Raw genomic sequence first — 22,599 nt, 5'->3', positions numbered from 1 at the left:
CGAAATTTGTGTTAGAATAAAACATACTGACCTGGGAGGTGTCGTATTTTGAAAAAGGTTCGTCTGCTCTGTATCGCCCCCTACGAAGGAATGCGCGACGTCATGATGAACATTGCCGCGCGCCGCAGCGACCTGGAGCTCGTGATCCGCGTCGGCGATCTGGCCGACGGCGTCAGAGCCGTTTCGGAGCACCTCGAATCCAGCATCGACGCCATCATCTCACGAGGAGGCACGGCCGAAGAGATCCGCAGGCATTTCTCCATTCCCGCCTGCGAGATCGATCTCTCGGTCTGCGACATCCTGCGGGCCATCCGGCTGGCCCGCAATTTCTCCGACGACTTTGCCATCATGGGCTACCCGAGCATCACAAAAAACGCCTCGTCGCTCTGCGACCTGCTTCAGTACACGACTCCCGTGATCACCATCCACAGCGCCGACGAAGCGCGAGAACAGCTCGAAAAACTCAAAAAGGAAGGGCGCCGAATCGTCGTCGGCGACACGATCACCGCCATCATCGCCCAAAAGCTCGATATGAACGGAATCCTGGTCACCTCAGGCATGGAAAGCATCGAAGACGCGTTCCAAAGGGCGCTGCACCTGCAAAGTTATTACCGCGACCTGCAGGAAAGCAAAAATCTTCTCGATTCCCTGCTCAACAGCCTCAACGACAACCTGATCGTCTTTGGCGACCGCCGGGAACTTTGCTTCTCCACACTGAAGGATATCCCGCAGAAACTTCGTTCCACCTTGGAAAAAAATGTCCCCTCGATTCTTTCCGGAGAGAACCTGCATCTCGTCCGACGCCTTGACGCGCAGCGAGTTTCCATCGAAGGCAAAGCCCTTGTCTCGAGGGAACGGAACTACTGCGTCTACACGCTGACGCGGCAGCCTTACGCGGAACCCTTTGGCAACAAGGCGCTGCGGTGTTACGATCCGGAGGAAGCCCTTCAGACGGCGCCTTTCGAAAATTTTCTCGGCGAGAGCGCGATCATGCAAAAGGTCATTCACCGCATCAACCGCTGCGCCGCCATCGACCAGCCGGTGCTTCTGGTGGGCGAACCCGGGACCGGGAAAGACCGTTTCGCTCACTATATTTACGCTCACAGCAGACGGCGCCGCAGCTCCTTGGTCCGTATCGACTGCAGGATGATGACGGAATCTCACTGGGAGTATCTGCTTGAAAACGAGAACTCCCCGCTCCGCGACAACGGTCTCACCTTTTACATCCGCTGCGTCGAACACATTCCGCCCGAACAGCGCCTGAGGCTGGAAAACTATTTCGGGAACACCGCCGTTGCGTGCCGAAACAAGTTCATCCTTTCCTGTTCTCTCGGCGACGGCTTCACCGAGCGCGACAGCTTCTTCATCTATCTCAGGGAAATCTTTTCCTGCCTTACCGTCGAAATCCCGCCTCTACGACGGCACAGCGGCGACATTCCCACCCTGGTAGGGCTTTACATCAACTCGCTGAACGCCCGGCTTGGCACCCAAGTCGTGGGGTTCACGCCCGAAGCCATGCTGCTGCTCCAAAAGTTTCCCTGGGAGCGGAACATCGACCAGCTCGTCAGAGTGGTGCGCTGTCTCGTGGTCTCCGCCAAGATGTCCTACATTTCCGCCAGCGCGACGGAAGAGGTGCTGGCGGAGGAGCGTCATCAGCTGCTCCCCACCGCTGCGGCCGCTTTTAACCTGAACCGCCCTTTGAACGAGATCGTCAGGGAGATCGTCACGGCAATTTTCGCGCAGGAGAACATGAACCAGACGAAAACCGCCAAACGCCTTGGCATCAGCAGAAGCACCCTGTGGCGGATGCTCAGGTGATCCGGCATAACGCCGCCGCGTTTTGAAGAACGCCGCGGCGGAAATCTCGGATACGATGCCTTCCAGTTTGTCATACTGGTTCTCGATTAAAATGCCAAACGCAAGGGCGCTGCGAGGGAGTTCAGTCGCTCGCAGCGCCCAGTAGACCATGTTAACGCTTTTTATCAAGAAATAGTATCAGCTGCTATATTGTGTCAGGACGGTTCGATTTCTCGAGGCACTATGGAGCACGTTTATTTCATAAGGAACACGCATGCGAAGGCCGGGTTCTTCGCGCCGCTGTTCACCAAATCCGAAGGAGATGAATTGACAATGATCATTTCAGAACGAATCAGCAGCCTGTCCGCGTCCCCCATCAGAAAGCTGACTCCCTACGCCGCCGCGGCAAAGGCCGCAGGCAAGAAAGTCTACCATCTGAACATCGGTCAGCCCGATATCGAAACACCCGCCGGCTTTCTCGAGGCAATCCACCGCTTCGACAAAAAAGTCATCGCCTACGGCGACTCGCACGGCAATCCGCGCCTGCTCGAAGCGATCCGCGCCTATTACCAGAGCTGGAGCATGGATTACGGCACCGAACAGATCACCATCACCAACGGCGGCTCGGAAGCGCTGCTGATCGCCATGATGGCGCTCTGCGATCCCGGCGACGAGATCCTCGTTTTCGAGCCCTTTTACGCCAATTACAACGCGCTTGCCCGGGCGCTCAACATCACCGTTCGTGCCATTACGACGCATGTCGAAAACGGCTATGCGCTGCCGGAAGAAGCGCACGTGGAGCGCAGCATCACGCCGCGCACCAAAGCCATTCTGCTGACCAATCCCGGCAACCCCACGGGGCGCGTCTATACGCCCGCGGAGATGGAACTGATCTCGCGCGTCGTGCGCCGCCACAATCTGGCGCTGATCGCCGACGAAGTGTACCGCGAGTTCGTTTACGGAGCTTCGTACCGCAGCTTCGGCGCCATGCCGGAGCTCGACGAGCATCTCGTGCTCGTCGATTCGCTTTCCAAGCGTTACAGCGCCTGCGGCGCGCGGATCGGCGCGCTGCTGAGCCGCAACAGAGATTTCTGCGTCCAGATCATGAAATACTGCCAGGCCCGCCTGTGCTGTCCCGAGCTGGAACAGATCGGCGCCGCCGCGCTCTACGCCACGCCGAAGAGCTATCTCGACGGCGTCAACGCCGAGTACCGCCGGCGGCGCGACACGCTCCAGCGCGAGCTCGCCAAAATCCCCGGCGTCGCCTGTTCGTCGCCGCAGGGCGCTTTCTACGTGATGATCAAAATGCCCATCGACGACGCCGAAAAGTTTGCGATCTGGCTGCTGGAACACTTCGACTCCCACGGCGAGACCGTCATGTTCGCGCCCGGCAGCGGCTTTTACGCCACGCCCGGCCTCGGCAGGGACGAAGCGCGCCTGGCCTACGTGCTCAACTGCGCCGATCTCACCCGCGCCATCGCCATCCTCGGCGAAGGGTTGAAGGCCTATCCCGGCACGAAACTGCTGGCGTAGACCGCTTCCGTGAAAAGCCGCGCCGGACGCCTGTCACACTTCCATAGAGTACCGCACCTCCCACAACGGCCGCCCGACCGTGACCTGCTGCGCGCGGCCGTCACGGACAAAACCGTTCTTTTCGTAGAATCGCCTTGCTCGGATGTTGTCGCACAGCACCCATATCGTGAGGTGCGAATAGCCAAGGGACTTTAGCCTCTTGATGCAAAATTCCAGTCCGGCCTGGGTGGCCGGAGTTCCCCAGAAATCGGGATGAAAGTAGATCGAGTATATCTCTCCGACGTGATCAGGTTCGTCATCCTCGTGACTTCGGTACAGGGAAGCGACACCGGCGGGACGGCCGTCGACCGTGAACAGATAATATTCTTCCCGCCGGGCGGCAATCGCACGGGCAAATCTCTCCGCCTGCTTGTCCGCGGTAAACGCCGCGACGATTTCGTCGGGGACGATTCCTTTGTACGCCGTCTGCCATGAGCGTGAATGGATCTTTCCCATGGTGAAAGCGTCTTCCGTTTTCGCCATGACGGCCTCGAACTTCATGCGCCTCGCCTCCATTTCATCCTCTCCGTTGCGGCCAGACAAGAGGCGGCCCGCCGACGTGTTCCGGCGGGCCGCCTCTTTGACGTTCGGCATCGAACGTTTCACGCGGGACTTCTCCTAAGAAAAACGTCCTGCGAGCTTTCTCTGCGATCCTCTTTCCGCTTTCGCGGCGTCTCTCGTTTTACCTCCTAGCGCGCCGTTTCGGCCAGGAAATCCGCCGCGAACTGAGCCATCACGGCGCTGCCGCGCTTGAGGACGCTCTCGTCCACGTCGTATTTCTCCTGGTGATTCGTGTAAACGTAGCCCTTTTCCTCGTCGCGGCTGCCGATGAAGCCGAAGATGCAGCGGCATTTTTCGCCGAACCACGAGAAATCTTCGCTGCCCATGATCGTGGGCATGTGCCCGACGCTTTCCTCGCCGTACAGTTTGACTACGGCGTCATGGGCAATGCGGTTCAGCTGTTCGTCCTCGTTGATCACGGGCAGGGTCAGATACTTGTATTCGAGCGTGCCCGCAGCGCCGAAGGCCGAGGCCGTGTCGGCAATGACGCGGCGCATGGCCTCTTCCACCGAGGTATCGGCTTTGAAAGTGCGCACCGTGCCTTCCATTTCCACCTCTCGGGGCACGCAGTTCCAGCGGTCGCCGCCGTGCACCGTGCCCACCGTCAGCACGAGGGGATTGAGCGGGTCGTTCATGCGCGACACGCACTGCTGCAGGTTATTGACGATCGCCGCCGAAACGGTGATGGCGTCGATGCCCAGATGCGGGGCCGAACCGTGGGCCGACACGCCCGTGACGGTGATTTTGAACTGGTGGCAGCAGGCCATGCGATTGCCCGGCGTCACGTCGATCAGCCCGCTCCCCAGCACGCCCCAGATGTGAGCGCCGTAAATGGCCTCGACGCCGTCCAGCGCGTCCTCGGCGAGCATGGCCTTGGCGCCGGTGGCCACTTCTTCGGCGGGCTGGATGATCAGGCGCACGTCTCCGTGCAGCTCGCCTTTCACCTCGTTGAGGATCTGCGCCGCGCCCAGCAGCATGGCCATATGGTTGTCGTGGCCGCACGCATGCATTTTGCCCTCGTTTTTCGAGGCGAACGGCAGACCGGTCTGCTCCTTTACGGGCAGCGCGTCGATGTCGCTGCGCAGCGCCACCGTTTTGCCGGGATGGCCGCCGTGGATCGTGGCCGTCAGACCGCAGCAGTTTTTCAACTCTCTGATGTCGGTGACGCCCATGGCCTCGAGGTCGCGGCGGAGTTGCGCGCGCGTCTCCTTCTCCTCGCCCGACAGTTCCGGGCAGGAATGGTAATAGCGGCGGCGTTCGACGATGTAGGATTCGTACTTGTCGGCAAGAGCTTTGATGTCCATAATACATTTCTCCTTTCAATCGCTTCCGACGCGGAAAGCTGTCAGACCATAGCCTGGCAGCTTTCCGCGCACCTATTGCACTCCGTTTAGAACAGCTTCTCGAAGATCCCAGCCACGAAGACGGACGTGATCGTAACGGTGACGAAGCCGCCGACGATCATGGCCGGCATGAGGATGCCCGACAGGTAATCGTGCTCTTCGTCGTTTTCGGCCAGAGCCCTGCAGATCGACTCGGTGATGACGGCGTTGGGGGGAAAGCCGTACAAGGCGGTCAGCGAAACGGAGAACGCCAGCGGGACGGAGAGCTTGACGATCTTCGCCGCGATGAAGGCAAACAACAGCTGGCCGGAAACGCCGGTAACGATCAGCTGCACCAGGGGCAGGATGATGGACTTGAGCATCTCGGGGGTGCAGTCCTTCAGGCCGTCGAAAATGTACATCATCAGCGCGAACATGACGATGCCGAAGGAGTTGCATTTCGTCAGCGAATTCTCGTCAAGGAAGCCGATCGACGTGAACAGCACGCCGAGCAGCAGGCACCAGATCGCGCCGCTGATCTTGCCGACGGGACCGAAGGAGACGCCGCCCATGACTGTGGCGAGATAGCCGACGATCCCCAGTTTGAGCAGCACCACCACGGCCGAATCGAATTTCTTCGGCACGGAAGGAAGCAACTTGCGGCGCACCGCGGCAGCGGCCAGAACGGCTTGCTCTTCCGTGACGCCGTTGGCGTCGGATTTGCCGGCGCGGAAGTTCCTGATCAAACGGCGCCCTTCGTTCTGGAGGAAGATCGCCGTCAGAGGATAGCCCGCGAAACCCTGTACGCAGTACATGGCGATGGCGAATACGCCGACGGCCGTCATGCCCTTGGCGATGGCCGCCTGCTGCATGATCGAAGCGGCGACGATGCCTCCCGTCAGAGGCGGCAGTCCGGCGATGACGAAGCTGCGATCCATGAACAACGGGCAGACGAAGTAACCGGCGAGGCACATGCCAGCCAGACCGGCCAGCGCCACAACGACGACCTTCCACTGCTCCATCAGCTGTTTGAAGCTGATGATCGTGCCCATGTGCACCAGCAGCAGGAAAATGCCCGTGCTCGCGCCGAAGGGGATCAGCACCGAATCGGTGACCAGATCGTGAGGCACTCCGTGCCAGTACCCCAGCAGCATCAGGCAGGCCGTGACGAAAACCGAGGGAACCCAGGCTTTTGTGATCGTGGAAACCCATTCGCCGATGACGTACATCAGACCGCAGATGGCAAACGCCGCCATGAAATTGTACTTAAAGAACTCAAGCATAATCTCTTCTCGCTCCTTCTCGACACACAAGATTTTGCCGAAAAACCTTTCCGTCCCCCCGGAACAAAAGTTTTTTTCGGAACACATCGCCACAATCAGTCCAAATGGGCCGATTGCCTGTAGATGGAAGTAAGTATACCGTCCGCGAAGAAATTTTGCAAATTTTTTCTGCGCCGCGGACCGCGCTTTTTTTAGCAAAACAAATTTCCCATTTTCCTCCGCAAAATAAAATCCCCGGCGCGAAACGCCGTCGGAACGTTTCGCCCGGGGAAAAGCGCGGCCGCGAGCCCTTCAGCTTCAGCGGAGGATCAAATGAAAAACGGAGAGCGAAGGCGCTCATACTATATTTCTTGATCAAAAAGCTGAACGGAAGGGCGCGGCGAGGGAAAACTCGCAAAGCGGGCTGCGCGGCGGCAAAGATAGTCCTGAGCGACTGAATTCCCTCGCAGCGACCGGCAAATTATGTGAGTACTTTCTACCAGGAACAGCGTATCAGTTCCTGATAACCATCTTCCAGCCCTTGTTGCCGAGCTTCTCGAACGAAAGCACCTCGTGGCCGTCCTCCTGGCAGTAGCGGGGCAAATTGGTCACCGCTTCCGGGCAGGTGAAGGCGATCTCGATCTCTTCCCCCTTCTGGCTGGCCGCGACGGCCTTTTTCAGTTCGATCAGAGGAAGAGGGCAGTCTTTTCCCATGGTGTCAAGCTTGATCATAACAAAAACCTCCCTTTATTTTTTCGTGACGATGGCGTCTTTGTAGAACAGACGCACGCCCGCCCAAATGCCGAGCGTGATGGAAGCGAACGCGACCCACGAGGTCAGCGAAAGGCGCGCCGTGCCGGAAAGCCCGTGACCGACGATGCAGCCGCCGCCGAGCACCGAACCAAAGGCCATCAGCGCTCCGCCAGCCATGGCGCGCAGCAGCGTGGCGCCGTCGGTACCCTTGAGGCTGAACTCGCCGCTGCCATACGTGCAGACAAACGACCCCAGCACGATCCCCAGCACGAAGAACTGCGCCCATTTGACCGCGCCGCCCTCGGTCATGGCCCTCAGCCAACCGGTGACGCCGCCCGTGATGCCCCACGCGCTGGGCGTCCCCGTCATCGTTTTGCTGAACGCGTAGGAGAGCCCCGCGAAAACGCCGATCAGGACAGCCGCTGCGTAGACGCTCCAGATTTTTTCAAAAAACAGATGACGAGCTCCGTGATACTGCGCCGGCAGGACAAAAGGCGGTTTGGCCGTTTTGCGGTCGTAGAAAGCCCAGCCGAGCACCAGCGCCAGACCGAGAACGGCGACCCAGAGCGGGGCGACGGGCAGGGCGGCAAGCAGGCCGTCCTGAACCTTGCCCACGGCCCGGAGTTTGGCCACCAACGGGCTGAGAAATCCCTTCTGGCTGGCCACGCCGACGATCATGAACGAAAACAGCGACATGAAACCGGCAAGACGCCCGTCGCCGACCTTGACCAGGGTCGTCGTGATACAGCCGTTCGCGATCAGGGCCCCCAGACCGAACAGCAGACCGCCGATGACCGTCGCCGCGAGGGGAAACGCCTTGGGTTCGGGCATCGCCAGCACGCCAGCGCGGATCAGCGAGAAATACACCACACTCTGAGTGAAGATGATCAGCAGCATCGAAATCAGGCCGCTGCGCCGCTTTTCCATGTACACGTCGCGCAGGCCGCCCGCAAGGCACATGCGGCTCCTTTTCAGCAGAAAGCCGAATAGAAAACCGGGAATAAGTCCCGCCCACATAAATATCACTCCTCCGATAAAATCAACTCGCGCGTTGGATCCGGCCGCACCTGCCGTTGTCAGGGCGACCACGCCAACGCAGCCCGTTCCCGCCGTTTCGACCGACGTCCCTTCAGAGCGGGAAAAAACGGAAACCGCCCGGGCGGCTTCCGCCTCTTCGGACAGCTCCAGCCTAATAATTATAATCTTTATGCATGATACCAGAGAGCGCAAAAAGTTCAAGCAACATTTTTCAGCATCCCCAACGCCCCCGCCGCCGCGCAGAATAACGGAAAAGAATGAAAACAACCCAATCCATAAACGTTTTCGGCGCAAAAGCTTCCATGCCGCGCCGTCCTTGTGGATTACGCCGTATTTTTGACAGTTTCAGTTAAATAAATCACTGTCATAGGTTTCATGAAAAACACAGCCGGCATTCCGTCGCGCAGCCTTCCCGCTCGTCAGAAAAAGAGCGCGCCCCGAATGTTCCGGGTCCTCTCCGTTCTCGATTGCGGGCTTCATGACCGGACGACAAAAAACTCCCGGCAGAAAACCTGCCGGGAGACGTTCGTTACATCGCCGATTTTAAGTGAAGTCCATCCTGAGTTTTCGTCAAAAAGGGCACAGGTCCTTCGCCCTTTTTAGAGCGTCGAAAACTGCATCAAACCGCCGCATGCTTTTCGCGGCCCGCCCGCCGACGCGGCATTTTCAACGATACTTTTTCGTTGGAAATCAGCGTCAGTTCGCGCCGCCGAGGATCGCTCCGAGCAGCAACATGGCGCCGCCTACAACGAACAGATCGTCGCGGTCGCGATGACGATGATATCTCCGGGGAGGCGGAGGGGGCGGCGGACGGTGCCCGTACGGAGGCGGGGGCGGAGGGGGCGCAGGATGGAATCCCGGACCGCCGGGACGGGGCGGCGGGGGCGCGGGACGGAAGCCCGGACCGCCGGGACGGGGCGGCGGGGGCGCGGGACGGAAGCCCGGACCGCCGGGACGGGGCGGCGGGGGCGCGGGACGGAAGCCCGGACCGCCGGGACGAGGCGGCGGAGGCGCCGGGCGGAAGCCCGGACCGCCGGGGCCTCGGCGCGGAACAGCAATCTGGGATACGGCACTTTTCTTCGAGGCGGCACCGGCTGTTCCCGCCCCGCTCAGGATGACGACAGCCGCAGCGACAAGAACGACGCCGGCCAGTCTTTTCTTATACATGGAAAAACCTCCTTGTCTGCAATAGTTCAGTGTCCGCGGGACACTGGAGAATTAGATTTCGGGAAGTATCAGTCGCCGCTGTTGGCGGCCGCGCCGATCAGCACTCCGAGAAGGAGCATGGCGCCGCCGACTTTCAGCGCGTCGTGGTCGTCGTGATGACGATCACGACGGGGCGGAGGGGAGGAGGATTATAGCCTCCGCGTGCGGGAGGCTGAGGTGCAGGTCGTCCTGGCATCGGACGGTCTGGCCCGGGATGGTTCGTTCCTGAACGATTCGGACCGGGCATCGGTCGGCTGGGAGCGGGCGTAGGACGGCGGGAGCCCGGACGATCCGGCGCAGGTCGCCGACGATCGGGCCCCGGACGGTCAGGCGCAGGCATCGGACGAGGCGGTGCCGGACGATCAGCGCCGCTCCGCGGCGACATGTTTTCTGCTGCGACGTCGCCGCGGACGGCTGCAAAAGTCGCCGCCGGGGACGAGAGGACAAAAGATCCCAAAAGCAGCGAAGCAAACAGAGCGCGTGTGGCTTTCATCAAAACTCATTCCCTTCTTCAGGCGGAGGACACGGACGGATTCTCCGCCCTTCCGTCATCAAACCCCGTCTGCGCGAGAAACGGCATCCTCGGCCGCCGGAGCTTCGGCGGCGGGCGCCGCGGGCGCGTCCTGCCGGGGCACCGGCGACACCATCGTCATGCAAGGGCAGTGGTACATCGGTGTCACGGAGTAAGGCATCATCGGCATCATATAATAATGCGGAACCACCGGCGCCGGGGCGTGCGGACCGAACCCGGGCGCGGCAGGCGCGAGACGGCCGTCGGGGCCGTGTCCCCTGAAACCGCCGCGATGCCGGCGGCCGGCGGGTTTGGGCGCGTTGCCCTCAAGGATCTGCTTCACTTCCCACTCGCGCACCTTGGCGTGCAGTTCCTCGGACTTTTTCAGCATCTCCAGCGCCTTGGCCGAGTCGGGCTTATCCTTGCCAAGCTCGAGGCGGAGGTCTTTCTTCAGGCTTTTCATCTCCGCAAAAGCGTTTTTGATTTCCTCAGGCGCCTTCTCAGAGATACGCCTGTCAGTTTCCCAGCGCTGCATCCGCAGTGGCGGGGGCATGCCGGGACCGCCGTGGATTTCCCGGCCGGGGCGAGGCGGAACAGCCCACGCCGCCGCGCTGCCAAGGATCGCGATCGCCAGACCGCCGAGAACACGATGCGTTTTTTTCATTTTGCATGGCCTCCTGTTATAAATGTCTTTTCATGGAACGCGCCGCAGGGGAACCTCTCTCGCGTTCTCCCTCGAACGTGTCCTGAGTATAATTGAAAAGCGCCCGCCGCGCATTGAAGGATTCATCAATCCTCCGCCTGCGGATTCTCACAGGAAATTTTTGCGCGCTGTCCTTGACGGTTCAAACCCGCTGTCACAAAAGATTGTACAGATTCCCATTCCCAATCCGATTTTCCGGCGATACAATAAGCGCAGTACCGGATAGCGACTCCATCATGAAACGGGAGGTTCTTTCACATGATCTCAATCGTTCTGGCCGACGACCATCCGCTCACCCGCGCCGGGCTGGCGGCGCTCATCAACGAAGAAGAAGGTCTCAATCTGCTCGGCGAGGCGTCCGACGGCAAACAGGCCTGGGAAATGATCGAAAAGCTCAAACCCGACGTGGCCTTGCTCGACATCCGCATGCCGGAAATGGACGGCATCACCGTGGCCCGCAAAGTCAAGGACGCCAAGCTGCCGACGAAGGTCATCATGCTCACGGCCTACAACGCCCAGCCGTACATCGTGGCGGCGCTTTCGGCCGGCGCGCGCGGTTTCATCGTCAAGACGTCGGCGGTCATGGAGCTGACGCAGGCGCTGCAGTCGGTGATCGGCGGCGGCATCTATCTCGATTCCGCCATCGCCAACTCCGTCGACTCCGCGTCGAACGAACTGGAACCGCTCTCGCCGCGCGAGCGTGAAGTGCTGCTGCTTTCGTCCCAGGGATTTCCCGTCAAAGAAGTGGCGGCGAAGCTGTTCATCACCGAACGCACCGTTCAGGCCCATCTCTCCTCCGTCTACGCCAAGTTCGGCGCCAAGAACAAGACCGAGGCCCTGATCATCGCCCTGAAAAACGGCGTGATCCTCGTCGATGAACTGCTTGAAGGGGAACTTCCTTCATGAAGAAACGCCGCTGGCTGCTCCCCGCCATCCTCATGATGATCCTCGTGCCGACGCTGTCCGCGCTGCTTTTTTCCGGTTTCGGCCTTTACCGGCAGCAGCGGGCCATGGCCGGCATGGCGTCGCGCTACGCCCAAAGCCTGGCGCGCAGCATCGTCCGCGAGGAAAGCGGCGCGAGCAACGAATCGCCGCTGCAGCGCCACCGGCGCATGGGGCTGTTCCTGAAAATGCTCACGCTCGGGCCGCCCGTGCCCGGCTGGATCGCCACCGTCGGACCGGGGGGATCAAGCTGCAGGGCTCGCCCGGCAGCAAGATCACGCCCGAGCTGGCGCTCGCCGTCAACCGCGCGTTCGCCAGCGGCGAGATGCAGCTGCTCTCCGTGCAGATCGATCCGCATCCGCCCTCGGCTGCGGCCGTCTATCCTTATCCCGACGGCATCCGCGCCGTCGTCGTCGTCATCTCCAAGTTCCTCGTCCCCGGGCCGATGCGCGATCTCGTCTTCCTGCAGCAGTTCATCACCATCGGCGTCAGCGCGATCGCCCTGATCGGTATCTGGCTTTTGTGGCGCTGGTGCGTGACGCCGCTGCGCCGTCTTGCCGCGCAGGTGGAAACGCTGCACTGGGGGCGGGACGTGCTGCGCGCCGGTTCCCGACCGCCGCTGCCCGAACTGCAGAACATGCAGGAAGCCCTCTCGGAACTGTCGGTCAGCGCCGTCGACCGCGAGACTTTAAAGAAGAACTACGTCGGCGACATCGTGCGCACCCAAGAAGAAGAACGCACCCGCCTCGCCCGCGAGATCCACGACAGCCCGCTGCAGACCGTGGCGTCGCTGATCCAGCGCATTCAGCTCGCGCTGCGCGGCCTGGGCAGGCCCGAGATCGACCGCGAACGCGTCGGCGGACACCTTGCCGCCGCGCAGGAAGCCGCCCTCACCGCCGTACAGGAGATGCGCGACGTCTGCGACCGGCTCTCGCCGCCGTGGCTCAGCCTTGGCGCCATGCGCGCCCTGGAGGAGATTTCCAATCGTCTCAGCCGCATCCACAACGTCGCCGTCACGGCTGCCGTCGAAGGCTGCGTCGACGCGCTCAGCGAAAAGGAGGTGCTGGCGCTGTGCCGCATCGTCCAGGAAGCCGTGGCCAACTCCGCCCGGCACGGGCACGCCGCGGCCGTGGACGTCAAGCTGACTTGCGGCGACGGCTGTCGACTCACCATCGCCGACGACGGCTCCGGCATCGACCGCGAATTCGATCCCGAAGTCCTGCGCGTGCAGGGGCACCGCGGCATCGCCAGCATGAACGAACGCGCCGCGCTGATCGGCGCGTCGTTTTCCATCCGCCCCCGCCCCGAGGGCGGCACGCTGGTCACCGTCGATATCCCCGCCGGACGATGAGCGTGTCTTCAAACAAAAGCCGTCACGGAGAAGCGGCGGAGCGGAGAAAAAATTCAAAAGAATATGATATGGAACGTCCGTACAGAACCGCCCATATGCAGAAAGCCTGCCGATCAAGCGATCGACAGGCTTTCTGCATTACTTTCATTGGAATTTTTCCGGTTCCTTCGTGACCGATCTTCGGGTTCTCCGCGGCGGCCGTCGTTCTCCGCCGCTCACGAACGTTTCTTTTTCGGTTCGAGCACGGTCAGCGGCACCTGCAGGCTGCCTTCGACCACGTAATCGGAGCGGAAGATCCGCATCGAGCCTTCGCGCATTTTGCGGCGGCGGACTTCGCCGGGGAATTCGCTGTGCGTCCCCGAATCATCCTGGCTGACCAGCTCCACGATCACCTCGCAGCTCCGTTCGCGCGTCTGCAGCTCGTACAGCAGCTGCTCGAACGACGACAGACGGCGATCGGTCACCGGCGGCTCGTCGTTCGAATCGTCCGTCGGCGCGGGATTCCCTTGCCGAAGCGCAACCGTGTAGCCGCCCGCCGCATCCTCGGGAACTTTCAGCGTGAAACTGCGGATCACCGGCTGATGACGCCACGGGCGCAGCGTCGCCGTCACCGTCACCGTATCGCCCGGAGCCGCCTCGCTGCGGTCGACGCTGAGACTCTCGATGATCAGCTTGCGGATCTGCGACGAGGCCGACAGCTTGATCTTCAGCCCCACGGGGCTGACGTTTCGATAGGGATTGCCGACCACGTTCGACACCAGCGCCGCAAGCGGCGACACGGCGTCGCTCATCACGTCCTCGTCGGCAACCACCACGTCGTTCACGCTCCAGTCGTCGGGCATGCCGTCGCCCGTGACGGTGACGTCATAACGCACGGTGCCTCCCGACTCGCGCGCCAGCTCGCGGTCCGCCAGTCCCGCAAGCAGCTCCGGCAAGAGCGAGACCACGGCGTGCTCGTCGTTGATCATCTGAAAACGGCGCACCACCGTACGGCGGCTGTCGAGATCTTCGATTTCCACCCGCACCGAGACCGCCGGCGGGAAGCGGCCCAGCCAGCCGGCGATGCCCTCCGGCCGATCCTGCGTCACCGTGCCGACGAGGCGCTGCGACGCCGTCAGCTTGAACGGCGACTCGTAGCTGCCGATGACGCCGTAGACTTCGCTTTTCGCCAACGGGTAGGCCACGGCCCCCCAGTTCTTGAAGCTGTGGCCGAAGGCAATGAAGCGTCCGTCGCGGTCCACGGCCGTCAGCGTGCCGCTGACGTCGAGCGCCACGTCGCCCCAGGCCAGCATCGCCGAAACGGCGTCGCCCGGCTTGAGCGGCTTGGCCTTTTCCGACACCGCCGTATTGTCGCCCGAACCGCCCTCGACCACGCGCATGCCGAGCCGGTCGCCGAGTTTCTTCAGCGCGCGGCGGCTGAGCCCATCCGCCGTCGCGTACATTTTCGCCGTGGTCTCGGCGACCGCCGGCTCCTTATGGGTCAGTTCTTCGGCTTCCGCGGCGGCGATATCCTGCGGCAGCGAGAACTCGAAATCGGGAACCGACTTTTCCTTCATCGCCCGGTGCGCCGGCGTCGGCGCCAAAACGCCGTCCGCTTTCTTCGCGGCGTTCCGCGCGTACTGGTCGTACAGCTCGCTGAACCGCCGTTCCAGCTCGGTATCCTTCTTTTTCGAGAGCAGCGGGCGCACGCTCGCAAGCTTTTGAGCGCGGCTCGGATAATCGAAAAGCTCCATCATCTGTTCGATCGGCGTCACCAACCCCATCTTCGGATCGCCGAAATCCCAGCCGAAGGAAAACGCGCCGATCAGCCGCCCGTTCACGTACACCGGCGAACCGCTCATGCCCGAGGCCATGCCGCCGGCCCTGTCGATGTCCGGACCGGAGGCGCGGATCAGGATCAGCTTCGAGGGGCGGTCTTTCTTGCTGACGACTCCCAGCACTTCGACCGGGAACGATTTGATCCTGCTGCCGGAAAAGACCGTTTTCGCGTACCCTTTCATGCCCGCCCGCACCTGCGCCAGCGGCATGATCGGCTCCGTCGGCGCAAAAGGCTCCGCCGCAGCCGGAACGCACAGCGCCAGCGCCGCGCCCACAACCGCCCAAAATCGTTTCATCGCGCCCACCTCAGATAGGCCAAAATAAAAGGATCGAGCCCCCCGTCGAGCACGCCGCCGACGTTGCCCGTCTCTTCGCCGGTGCGGTGATCCTTGACCAGCGTGTAGGGCTGGAGCACGTAGGAACGGATCTGGCTGCCCCACGTGCTCTCTTTCTTTTCGCCGGCGAGCGCGCTCATCTCCGCCTGCCGCTGCTCGAGCTCCCGCTGGTAAAGTTTCGACTTCAGCACCGACAGGGCCGTAGCTTTGTTCATGTGCTGGCTGCGCTCGTTCTGGCAGCTGACCACGATGCCCGTGGGCAAATGCGTGATGCGCACCGCCGAATCCGTCATGTTGACGTGCTGGCCGCCCGCGCCGCTGGAACGGTACGTGTCGATGCGCAGGTCTTCCGGCGCGATCTCCACGTCCACGTCGTCGGGCAGCTGCGGCGACACGTCCACCGACGCAAAGCTCGTGTGCCGCCGTTTGTTGGTGTCGAACGGCGAGATGCGCACGAGGCGGTGCACGCCGATCTCCGAGCGCAGATAGCCGTAGGCCGTCTCGCCCTGGATCAGCAGCGTCGCGCTCTTGATACCGGCTTCTTCGTCGTGCTGGTAATCGAGCAGCTTCGTCTTGAAACGACGTTCCTCGCACCAGCGCAGGTACATGCGGTACAGCATTTCCGCCCAGTCCTGCGAATCCAGCCCGCCCGAACCGGCGTGCACGCTCAAAATAGCGCTGCAATGGTCGTAGGGGCCCGACAACAGCAGCGCCATCTGCTCGTCTTCGATCTCGCGGCGGAACGCCGCGCTGCGTTCGCCGAACTCGCTCGTCAGTTCGGCGTCTTCGCCGTCGCCCAGCAGCTCGGCAATCGTCTGCAGATCGGCGAATTCCCGTTCGATCTTGTCCCAGCGGGCCAGATCGGCCTCGCGTCGCGACAGCCGGGCCGAAACTTTCTGCGCGTCGGCCCCCGACCAGAAATCGGGCGCGGCCGTTTGGGCGCGCAATTCTTCGCAGTCCTTCCTTATCGCAGGCAGGTCAAAGGCTTTCCTGCAGCTCGGCCTTCAGCGCCTGCAGTTCCTCCATGACCGTGGTGATCGGCATCAATGCCATCGGTTTCATTCCTCCTGAAAAACAGATTTGTCATTTATTATAGCATCCTGCGCCTCGATGCAGAATCCGTTGCCTCTCTTTTGTCTGCATTTTTTACGTATCTCTTCGCCGCGGCGCTTGCCCTTTTGCGCCGACATGGTATAAATAAAACGACGAAGATCCGCCGCCGGCTCGTCGAAGCCGCGCCGCCCCGGCGGACCTGCCCGCTTCGAAACGCGGCGCTTCCAATGATCCCGGTCAATCGAAAACGGGGACTTCACGGAAAGGAATGAAATCATGGTTCACGACATCGGCAAAACCATCATGATCATCGGTCTCGCGCTGTTCGCCGTCGGGGCCGTCGTCCACTTCGGCGGGCGCTTTCTGCCCCTCGGCCGCCTGCCCGGCGACTTTGCCTGGCAGGGCAAGAACTGGTCGATTCATTTCCCGCTCGCCAGCTCAATCGTCGTCAGCGTCGTCCTCACCGTCCTCGCCAACCTCTTCTTCCGCCGCTGAGCCGCCGGGCGACTTTTTGCCGCCGCTGCGGTATAATGGTTATTAAAGAAGTTTTACGACAGGAGCGAAACGAAAATGAGCCTTGACCAACGACTGACCCAACTTTCCCACAGCAGCGGCTGAGCCGCCAAAATAGGTCCGGAGGACCTGGCGAAAGTTTTGGCGGATCTCCCCCGTCCCCACGACGGCCGTATCCTCACCGACTGGGAAGGGGGCGAGGACGCGGCGCTGTGGAAGATCACCGAAGAGCGCGTCGGCATCCTCACGCTCGACTTCATCACGCCGGTCGTCGACGATCCTTACGTGTGGGGGCAGATCGCCGCCGCCAATTCGATCAGCGACGTCTTCGCCATGGGCGGCTCGCCGTTCGTGGCGCTCAACATCGTCGCCTTCCCGCTCAACTGTCTGCCGCTGGACATGCTCAAGCGCCTCATGGAAGGCGGCGCTTCGAAAGTGTCCGAAAGCGGCGCTTTTCTCATGGGCGGGCACAGCGTCGAGGATCAGGAGCCCAAGTACGGGCTCTGCGTCTTCGGCGAAGTGGAACGCGACGCCATGTGGCGCACCACCGGCGCGCATCCCGGCGACGCGCTCGTGCTCACCAAGCCGCTCGGCACGGGCATCATGGCCACCGCCATCAAGGCGGAAATGGCCGATCCCGCGCAGGCGGCGGAGGCCGTGCGCTGGATGACGGCGCTCAACGACCTGCCCCGCCGCATGACGGCCGAGCAGCGCCGCCGCGTCCACGCCGCCACGGACGTCACCGGCTTCGGCCTGGCCGGGCACGCGCTCGACATGGTTTCCGACCACCGCGTCGACCTCGAACTGAGCGTCGAGGCTCTGCCGCTGCTCGACGGCGCGGCCGACCTCGCCCAGATGGGATTGTTTCCCGCCGGCGGTTACCGCAACGAAAAGCTCTATGCGCCGCAGATCGACCGTCTCGAAAAAGTATCGCGCACGTACCGCGACTTCCTCTTCGACACGCAGACTTCCGGCGGCCTGATGATGGCCTGCCCGCCGGAAGACGCCGAAGAAATCGCAGCGCTCGCCAAACGGCACGGTTTCGACCGCGCCGGCGTGATCGGCCGCTTCAAGCCCGGCACGGGGCGCATCGTCTGCGTATGACCATGGGGACAAAGGCTGTCGCGGAGAAGCGGCGCAAAAACGGAGGAAAAGAGACATCGAAAACCGCGAGGGCGGATGACCGGATGTGAATCGGTCATCCGCCCTCGCGGTTTTCGATTTTCGCCGCAAAGCGGCGGCTCCATTTTTCTCTTTGCTTTTCTCCGTGTCTCCGCGGCGGCCTTTGTCCTGCCTTTTCGTTCAACGGCGGCTGAGACGGGAACCGACGTCGAGGAGGACGCGGTGCATGAAAAACAGGATGTCCTCGTTCTTCGGCGGCGCGATGTAAACGGCCCCGAGATGGGCGACCAAGGCGCGGCGGAGCTTGGGATCGGCATCGTGAGCGACGACCACGAGGCGTCCGGCGGCCAGGCCGGCGGCGAGGCTTTCGATGTATTTCGGATTGGAAGCCTGGCTGATCTGACGGATGCGCCGCATTTCCTCCTCGGTCGGAACGCTGACGGTGCAGCCGAAAGCGGCGAAGAAGAGACGATACCGTTCGCTCAGGCAGAGCACCTTCGTGCCCGTCATGAGACGGCGTCCGGTGATCAGCACGGAGCGGAGGCGCGCGTTGAACTCGCCGAGACGGCGCTGGAAGTAGGCATAGCGCGCGGGGACGAGTTCGCTGAGGGCGTTTGCGACCTGCTGCGCGGTGAACGGCATGTTGGCAGGATCGCCGTAAAAGGCGTCGACGTCGCCGCGCTTCACGCCGTCGGGATAAAGATAATGCAGATTGGCGCGGTTTTGCTCGGCGGCGGTCAGATTCTTGCCGCGGCGGCCGGCCGTCATGAACTCGCGATACTGCGCCGGGTCGAGCGCGTAAAGCGGCAGCGCCGCGTTCGCGCTGCCCATGACGGCGGCGCGGCTGACGCGCAGGCGGCCGTTGTCGTCCCAGCTCGCGCCGGATGCAGTGCTCACATAAGGGCCGCCGATAAATTGAAACAGCAGCTCGGTCATCGGATCGAGCGCCAGCACACGCGTTTTTTCCGCGGCGGCGGCCGACAGCGCGCCCAGCAACAGCGCCGCGCCGCAGAGGACGATTCGGAACCGGCGCATGGCTAGGCTTTGGCGCAGATCACGGCGACGTCCTCGCCGTCCAGCTCTTTGACGCGCACGTCCACGATCTCCTGCGACGAGGTGGGCACGGCCTTGCCGAGATAGTCGGGCTGGATCGGCAGCTCGCGATGGCCGCGGTCGATGAGGATCAGCAGCTGCACGCAGGCGGGGCGGCCGATGTCGCCGATGGCTTCCAGCGCGGCGCGGATCGTGCGTCCTGTGTACAGCACGTCGTCGACGAGGATGATGCGGCGGCCATTGACGTCGACGGGAATGGCGGTGCTGTGCACGACAGGCTGGTCGCTGAGCAGCGTGATGTCGTCACGGTACAGCGTGATGTCCAGTTCGCCCAGCGGCAGCTTGACGCCTTCGGAGGCGCGCAGGAACTCGCGCAGCCGTCCGGCCAGATAGACGCCGCGGCGCTGGATGCCGATGATGACGAGGTCGTCGGCGCCGTGGTTGCGTTCGACGATCTCGTTGCCCATGCGGCGCAAGGCGCGCTCCATGTCTTCGGCCGTCATCACGACGGCTTTTTCTTTCAGTTTCAACGCCGCGTCGCCTCCAGTCGTAAAAGGATCGTTTTTCTACTTCGCGTTGAGCCGGCTGCCGGGCTTGACGGGAGGCGTGCCCAGTTCGCGGCACAGCGGGCAGTCGTCGGCTTCCCAGGTGGGGAAAGAGACCTTGAAGAGCGAAACGAGCTCGGCCCCGAGCTGCTGCGCGCCGCCGGAGCGGTCGACGATGCAGGCAGAACCGGCCCAGACGCAGCCGCCGGCGATCATGTGCTCGGCGGTCTCCTTGACGGAGCCGCCCGTGGTGACGACATCCTCGACGGCGACGAAACGTTTGCCGACCGGCATCGGGAAGCGGCGCAGCTTCATTTTGCCTTCCTCACGTTCGCAGAACAAAAATGGAATATCCAGCGCGCGCGCCACCTCATGTCCGATGATCAGCCCCCCCAGCGCCGGCGAGACGATGAAGTCGGGCCTGAACGCGGCGATCCGTTTGGCGATCTCGCCGCCGGCGAACGCCGCGTATTTGGGAAAGCGCAGCAGCATGGCGCACTGCATGTAGTTGCCGCTGTGTCGCCCCGAGGTGAGCTTGAAATGCCCCTCAAGCCACGCTTTGCTCTCGACGAGCATCTCTTTCAGTTTTTCCTGTACCTGAGAATCCGTCATCACTTCCGACATGCCAATCCCTCCTCAATGGATCGGGCGATCTCTTCGACCGCCTTGCGAACGTCGGGCGCTTTGTAGATGGGACGCCCCATGACGATGTAATCGGCGCCGTTGCGGAACGCGTCGGCGGGCGTGGCGACGCGGCTCTGGTCGTCGCCGCCGGCGACGAGGCGCACGCCGGGCACGACCTTGAGCAGCGTCGGCGGCGTCACGGCGCGCACCTCGGGCAGATCGAGCGGCGAGCACACCAGCCCGTCCATGCCGCAGTCTCCGCACAGCCAGGCGCGCTTTTTGATGGCCACGTCCATCGGGCAGCCGGGCGCGACTTCGTCCCAGCTTTTTTCGTCGAAGCTGGTCAGCACGGTGATGCCGAGCAGCTTCATGGTCGAGCCGAGCCGATCGCGGGCGGCGACAGATTCCTCCATCATGCGGCGGCCGCCCGCGGCCTGCAGCGTCAGACAGAAGATGCCAAGGTCGGCCAGCGTCTCCACGGCCAGGCGCACGGTGTTGGGGATGTCGTGCAGCTTCAGGTCGAGAAACAGTTTGAAACCGTGGTCGACGATCTCCTTCAGAAACGGCGCGCCGCCCTGAGCGTAGAGGCGCGGGCCGATCTTGATGGCGTCCACGATTCCCGAAAGGGCGTCCATCGTGCGGCGCGCCTCGCGCAGCGTGTCGAGGTCGAGCGCCGCAAACAGCGGCAAAGATGTGTGTTCGGTCATAAAAGCACTCCTCACGTTGATAGGATCGATCCCGTTTTTTTGACAAAATTTTCGCGTGCTCACGCGCGGCGGGCGCGGCCGATCAGTTCGGCCAGGGAAGCGACGTTCCAGCGCTCCACGGCGGCGAGCAATCCCTCGTGGACGTTTTCAAGCACTTTGAAATCGCCGAACAGCGCCGCTCCGACTTCCACGGCGCTGGCTCCGGCCATGATCATGGCCAGCGCCGAATCGGGGCCGTCCACGCCGCCGCAGCCGATCACTGGAATTTTCACGGCGCCGGCCGCGTCCCAGACGACGCGCAGCGCCAGCGGAAAAACGGCCGGGCCGGAAAGTCCCGCCACACGGCGGCTGAAAACCGGCACCCCGCGCAGCGTGTCGATCGCCATGCCCAGCCAGGTGTTGGCGGTCACGACCGCGCTGGCTCCGGCCGACTCGGCGGCCTTCGCCACCGCAGGAATGTCGGGCGCCTGCGGCGTCAGCTTCACCCACAACGGGCCGTCCCAGCGCCGGCGCGCCATCTCCGTGGCCTGCGCCGTCAGCGCCGGGTCGACGCCCCAGCTCATGCAGCCGTGATCGGTGTTGGGGCAGGAAACGTTCAGTTCCACGCCGTCGACCATGTCCCCGGCTTCGGCGATGCGGTCCATCATGTAAGCCAGATCTTCGGCGCTCTGCATACAGACGTTGAGCATCACGGGCACGCCGCGTTTTTTCAGGTCGGGCAGACGGCAGTCGATGAAGCGGTCGATGCCCTCGTTCTGCAATCCGATGCTGTTGAGAACGCCCGAGGGCGTCTCCCAGATGCGGCAGCCGGGATTACCGGGGCAGGGATCCTTGGTGATGGCTTTGGAACAGATCGCGCCGACGTGGCGCGTCAGGTCGTCCGCCCACATTCCGGCTTCGTAAGCCCACGTGCCCGACGCGATCACGACGGGGACTTTCAGCTTCATGCCGCCGACGTCGAGCGCGAGCGGATCAGAGATGCAGCTCATCCCATTTCACCTCCCTGGCCTGGAACACGGGGCCGTCGATGCAGACGCGCCGCCGTCCCGTCGTGGTGTCGACCACGCAGCCGAAGCAGCCGCCCATGCCGCAGCCCATGCGGCGCTCGAGGCTGACCTGGATGTCGTCGCACTGCGCGCCGTACCGTTCGTACAGCGCTTTCATCATTGGATTGGGGCCGCAGCAGGCCAGCGACACGTCGCTCAGATCCTGCCCTTCCAGTCCGGCGATGGAAAATCCCCTGCGTCCGATCGAACCGTCGTCGCTGTACAAAACCATCTCCGGCGCGCGGGCGCGCACCCAGTCGGCGAAGCTCCGCCACGAGGCGTTGCCGACGCCGAGGAACAGACGGTCGAAACCGTTCAGCTCGCGGCACAGGAACAGCAGCGGCGCGATGCCCAGCGTGCCGGCCACGCCCCAGACTTTTTCGTGCCGGAACGGGGCGAACTGCCCGCCTACGGGCCCGCGCACGGAAAGCGACGCGCCAGGTTCGGCGGCAGCCAGCAGAGCCGTGCCCTGCCCAACGACGCGGAAAAGCGTCTCGATCGTCCCCTTTGCGGGGTCGGCATCGAGGATGCCGAGCGGCCGGCGCAGCAGCGGCGCCGTGGCGGCCGACGTTTTGAGCAGCACGAAATTCCCCGGCCGCGCGTTTTCGGCAATCTCTGGACACGCGAACGTCAAATGCCAGATGTCCGGCGAGATCCGTTCCTTTTCGAGCAGCCGCGAATCGTAATCGCGAATCAATCCAAACTCCCCTCTCGTTGGCGCTTCCCGCGCGGCCGTTTGCACGGCGCGCTTTCATCCCCCCGGCG

General features: G+C 62.6%; 21 protein-coding genes. 6 read left to right on the top strand and 15 right to left on the bottom strand.

Features of this window, described 5'->3' with window-relative positions; all coding sequences use genetic code 11:
- Positions 1-48: 48 nt before the first annotated feature.
- Together RAH42_RS02880 and RAH42_RS02875 are read left to right on the top strand one after the other, a co-directional pair.
- Positions 49-1,818 (top strand): PrpR N-terminal domain-containing protein, encoded by a 1,770-nt coding sequence (locus RAH42_RS02880; protein WP_317539929.1) that lies wholly within the window; start codon positions 49-51, stop codon positions 1,816-1,818.
- 312 nt (positions 1,819-2,130) lie between these two features.
- Positions 2,131-3,330, top strand: a complete 1,200-nt coding sequence (locus RAH42_RS02875) for a pyridoxal phosphate-dependent aminotransferase (protein WP_296428886.1) — start codon at positions 2,131-2,133, stop codon at positions 3,328-3,330.
- A 33-nt stretch (positions 3,331-3,363) separates the two neighbouring features.
- Here RAH42_RS02875 and RAH42_RS02870 read toward each other — a convergent pair whose 3' ends face one another.
- The 7 genes from RAH42_RS02870 to RAH42_RS02840 form a co-directional block, all read right to left on the bottom strand.
- Positions 3,364-3,975: a GNAT family N-acetyltransferase gene (locus RAH42_RS02870; RefSeq protein ID WP_317539928.1), complete on the bottom strand. Its 612-nt coding sequence runs from the start codon at positions 3,973-3,975 to the stop codon at positions 3,364-3,366.
- Between the two features lie 83 nt (positions 3,976-4,058).
- Positions 4,059-5,234, bottom strand: coding sequence for an amidohydrolase (locus RAH42_RS02865; RefSeq protein WP_317539927.1), 1,176 nt, complete (start codon positions 5,232-5,234; stop codon positions 4,059-4,061).
- Positions 5,235-5,320: 86 nt separating this feature from the next.
- Positions 5,321-6,535 carry a hypothetical protein gene (locus RAH42_RS02860; protein ID WP_296428409.1) on the bottom strand — a complete coding sequence of 405 codons (1,215 nt, stop codon included), beginning with the start codon at positions 6,533-6,535 and terminating at the stop codon, positions 5,321-5,323.
- 492 nt (positions 6,536-7,027) lie between these two features.
- Positions 7,028-7,246, bottom strand: a complete 219-nt coding sequence (locus RAH42_RS02855) for a sulfurtransferase TusA family protein (protein WP_296428411.1) — start codon at positions 7,244-7,246, stop codon at positions 7,028-7,030.
- Positions 7,247-7,261: 15 nt separating this feature from the next.
- Positions 7,262-8,284 (bottom strand): YeeE/YedE family protein, encoded by a 1,023-nt coding sequence (locus RAH42_RS02850; RefSeq protein WP_317539926.1) that lies wholly within the window; start codon positions 8,282-8,284, stop codon positions 7,262-7,264.
- Between the two features lie 717 nt (positions 8,285-9,001).
- Complete coding sequence (locus RAH42_RS02845) at positions 9,002-9,472, bottom strand: hypothetical protein (protein ID WP_317539925.1); 471 nt, start codon at positions 9,470-9,472, stop codon at positions 9,002-9,004.
- 590 nt (positions 9,473-10,062) lie between these two features.
- Positions 10,063-10,686, bottom strand: a complete 624-nt coding sequence (locus tag RAH42_RS02840) for a hypothetical protein (RefSeq protein WP_317539924.1) — start codon at positions 10,684-10,686, stop codon at positions 10,063-10,065.
- A 297-nt stretch (positions 10,687-10,983) separates the two neighbouring features.
- Between RAH42_RS02840 and RAH42_RS02835 the strand changes: the two genes are divergently transcribed.
- On the top strand, positions 10,984-11,631 hold the full coding sequence (locus tag RAH42_RS02835) for a response regulator transcription factor (RefSeq protein ID WP_078015650.1): 648 nt from the start codon (positions 10,984-10,986) through the stop codon (positions 11,629-11,631).
- A 361-nt stretch (positions 11,632-11,992) separates the two neighbouring features.
- Positions 11,993-13,018 carry an ATP-binding protein gene (locus RAH42_RS02830; RefSeq protein WP_317539923.1) on the top strand — a complete coding sequence of 342 codons (1,026 nt, stop codon included), beginning with the start codon at positions 11,993-11,995 and terminating at the stop codon, positions 13,016-13,018.
- Positions 13,019-13,233: 215 nt separating this feature from the next.
- Here RAH42_RS02830 and RAH42_RS02825 read toward each other — a convergent pair whose 3' ends face one another.
- Both RAH42_RS02825 and prfB read right to left on the bottom strand, forming a co-directional pair.
- Positions 13,234-15,132 (bottom strand): SpoIVB peptidase S55 domain-containing protein, encoded by a 1,899-nt coding sequence (locus tag RAH42_RS02825; protein WP_317539922.1) that lies wholly within the window; start codon positions 15,130-15,132, stop codon positions 13,234-13,236.
- Positions 15,129-16,224 (bottom strand): peptide chain release factor 2 gene (gene prfB / locus RAH42_RS02820; RefSeq protein ID WP_317539921.1). Its coding sequence is split into 2 segments (ribosomal slippage): positions 15,129-16,151 and positions 16,153-16,224, totalling 1,095 coding nucleotides; the frame shifts between segments, so codons are not numbered across the junction. Before prfB ends, RAH42_RS02825 begins: the two co-directional genes overlap by 4 nt.
- 276 nt (positions 16,225-16,500) lie before the next feature.
- Between prfB and RAH42_RS02815 the strand changes: the two genes are divergently transcribed.
- A complete protein-coding gene (locus RAH42_RS02815; protein WP_296426097.1) occupies positions 16,501-16,719 on the top strand; it encodes a DUF2905 domain-containing protein in 219 nt (72 codons plus the stop codon).
- Positions 16,720-16,794: 75 nt separating this feature from the next.
- Positions 16,795-17,841 (top strand): selenide, water dikinase SelD, encoded by a 1,047-nt coding sequence (gene selD, locus RAH42_RS02810; protein ID WP_296426099.1) that lies wholly within the window; start codon positions 16,795-16,797, stop codon positions 17,839-17,841.
- 198 nt (positions 17,842-18,039) lie between these two features.
- Here the strand turns inward: selD and RAH42_RS02805 are convergent, their stop codons facing one another.
- The 6 genes from RAH42_RS02805 to RAH42_RS02780 are packed head-to-tail and all read right to left on the bottom strand — an operon-like array spanning position 18,040 to position 22,531.
- On the bottom strand, positions 18,040-18,894 hold the full coding sequence (locus RAH42_RS02805; protein WP_296426101.1) for a hypothetical protein: 855 nt from the start codon (positions 18,892-18,894) through the stop codon (positions 18,040-18,042).
- 2 nt (positions 18,895-18,896) lie between these two features.
- Positions 18,897-19,442: a bifunctional pyr operon transcriptional regulator/uracil phosphoribosyltransferase PyrR gene (gene pyrR / locus RAH42_RS02800; RefSeq protein WP_078015657.1), complete on the bottom strand. Its 546-nt coding sequence runs from the start codon at positions 19,440-19,442 to the stop codon at positions 18,897-18,899.
- A 36-nt stretch (positions 19,443-19,478) separates the two neighbouring features.
- Positions 19,479-20,081 carry an orotate phosphoribosyltransferase gene (gene pyrE / locus RAH42_RS02795; protein ID WP_296426103.1) on the bottom strand — a complete coding sequence of 201 codons (603 nt, stop codon included), beginning with the start codon at positions 20,079-20,081 and terminating at the stop codon, positions 19,479-19,481.
- Complete coding sequence (gene pyrF, locus RAH42_RS02790; RefSeq protein WP_296426104.1) at positions 20,069-20,788, bottom strand: orotidine-5'-phosphate decarboxylase; 720 nt, start codon at positions 20,786-20,788, stop codon at positions 20,069-20,071. The genes pyrE and pyrF overlap by 13 nt, the downstream gene beginning before the upstream one ends.
- A gap of 59 nt (positions 20,789-20,847) precedes the next feature.
- Entirely contained in the window at positions 20,848-21,777 is a 930-nt protein-coding gene (locus RAH42_RS02785) for a dihydroorotate dehydrogenase (protein ID WP_296426106.1), read from the bottom strand.
- Positions 21,761-22,531 carry an FAD-binding oxidoreductase gene (locus tag RAH42_RS02780; protein WP_317539920.1) on the bottom strand — a complete coding sequence of 257 codons (771 nt, stop codon included), beginning with the start codon at positions 22,529-22,531 and terminating at the stop codon, positions 21,761-21,763. Before RAH42_RS02780 ends, RAH42_RS02785 begins: the two co-directional genes overlap by 17 nt.
- Positions 22,532-22,599 lie beyond the last annotated feature (68 nt).

Origin of the sequence: Pyramidobacter sp. YE332 (assembly GCF_033060595.1) — a bacterium.
GTDB lineage: Bacteria > Synergistota > Synergistia > Synergistales > Dethiosulfovibrionaceae > Pyramidobacter.
Note: the sequence above shows the minus strand (reverse complement) of the source record. Positions and strands in the feature narration are given on the sequence as shown.

Bases quoted from the DNA above. Each gene is read 5' to 3' on its own strand.
- RAH42_RS02860 (WP_296428409.1), bottom strand. From the start codon at position 6,535: ATGCTTGAGTTCTTTAAGTACAATTTCATGGCGGCGTTTGCCATCTGC.
- RAH42_RS02835 (WP_078015650.1), top strand. From the start codon at position 10,984: ATGATCTCAATCGTTCTGGCCGACGACCATCCGCTCACCCGCGCCGGG.
- RAH42_RS02805 (WP_296426101.1), bottom strand. From the start codon at position 18,894: ATGCGCCGGTTCCGAATCGTCCTCTGCGGCGCGGCGCTGTTGCTGGGC.
- RAH42_RS02815 (WP_296426097.1), top strand. From the start codon at position 16,501: ATGGTTCACGACATCGGCAAAACCATCATGATCATCGGTCTCGCGCTG.
- pyrF (WP_296426104.1), bottom strand. From the start codon at position 20,788: ATGACCGAACACACATCTTTGCCGCTGTTTGCGGCGCTCGACCTCGAC.
- RAH42_RS02855 (WP_296428411.1), bottom strand. From the start codon at position 7,246: ATGATCAAGCTTGACACCATGGGAAAAGACTGCCCTCTTCCTCTGATC.
- RAH42_RS02850 (WP_317539926.1), bottom strand. From the start codon at position 8,284: ATGTGGGCGGGACTTATTCCCGGTTTTCTATTCGGCTTTCTGCTGAAA.
- RAH42_RS02785 (WP_296426106.1), bottom strand. From the start codon at position 21,777: ATGAGCTGCATCTCTGATCCGCTCGCGCTCGACGTCGGCGGCATGAAG.
- RAH42_RS02840 (WP_317539924.1), bottom strand. From the start codon at position 10,686: ATGAAAAAAACGCATCGTGTTCTCGGCGGTCTGGCGATCGCGATCCTT.
- pyrE (WP_296426103.1), bottom strand. From the start codon at position 20,081: ATGTCGGAAGTGATGACGGATTCTCAGGTACAGGAAAAACTGAAAGAG.
- RAH42_RS02865 (WP_317539927.1), bottom strand. From the start codon at position 5,234: ATGGACATCAAAGCTCTTGCCGACAAGTACGAATCCTACATCGTCGAA.
- RAH42_RS02830 (WP_317539923.1), top strand. From the start codon at position 11,993: ATGCAGCTGCTCTCCGTGCAGATCGATCCGCATCCGCCCTCGGCTGCG.
- RAH42_RS02845 (WP_317539925.1), bottom strand. From the start codon at position 9,472: ATGTATAAGAAAAGACTGGCCGGCGTCGTTCTTGTCGCTGCGGCTGTC.
- RAH42_RS02875 (WP_296428886.1), top strand. From the start codon at position 2,131: ATGATCATTTCAGAACGAATCAGCAGCCTGTCCGCGTCCCCCATCAGA.
- RAH42_RS02825 (WP_317539922.1), bottom strand. From the start codon at position 15,132: ATGAAACGATTTTGGGCGGTTGTGGGCGCGGCGCTGGCGCTGTGCGTT.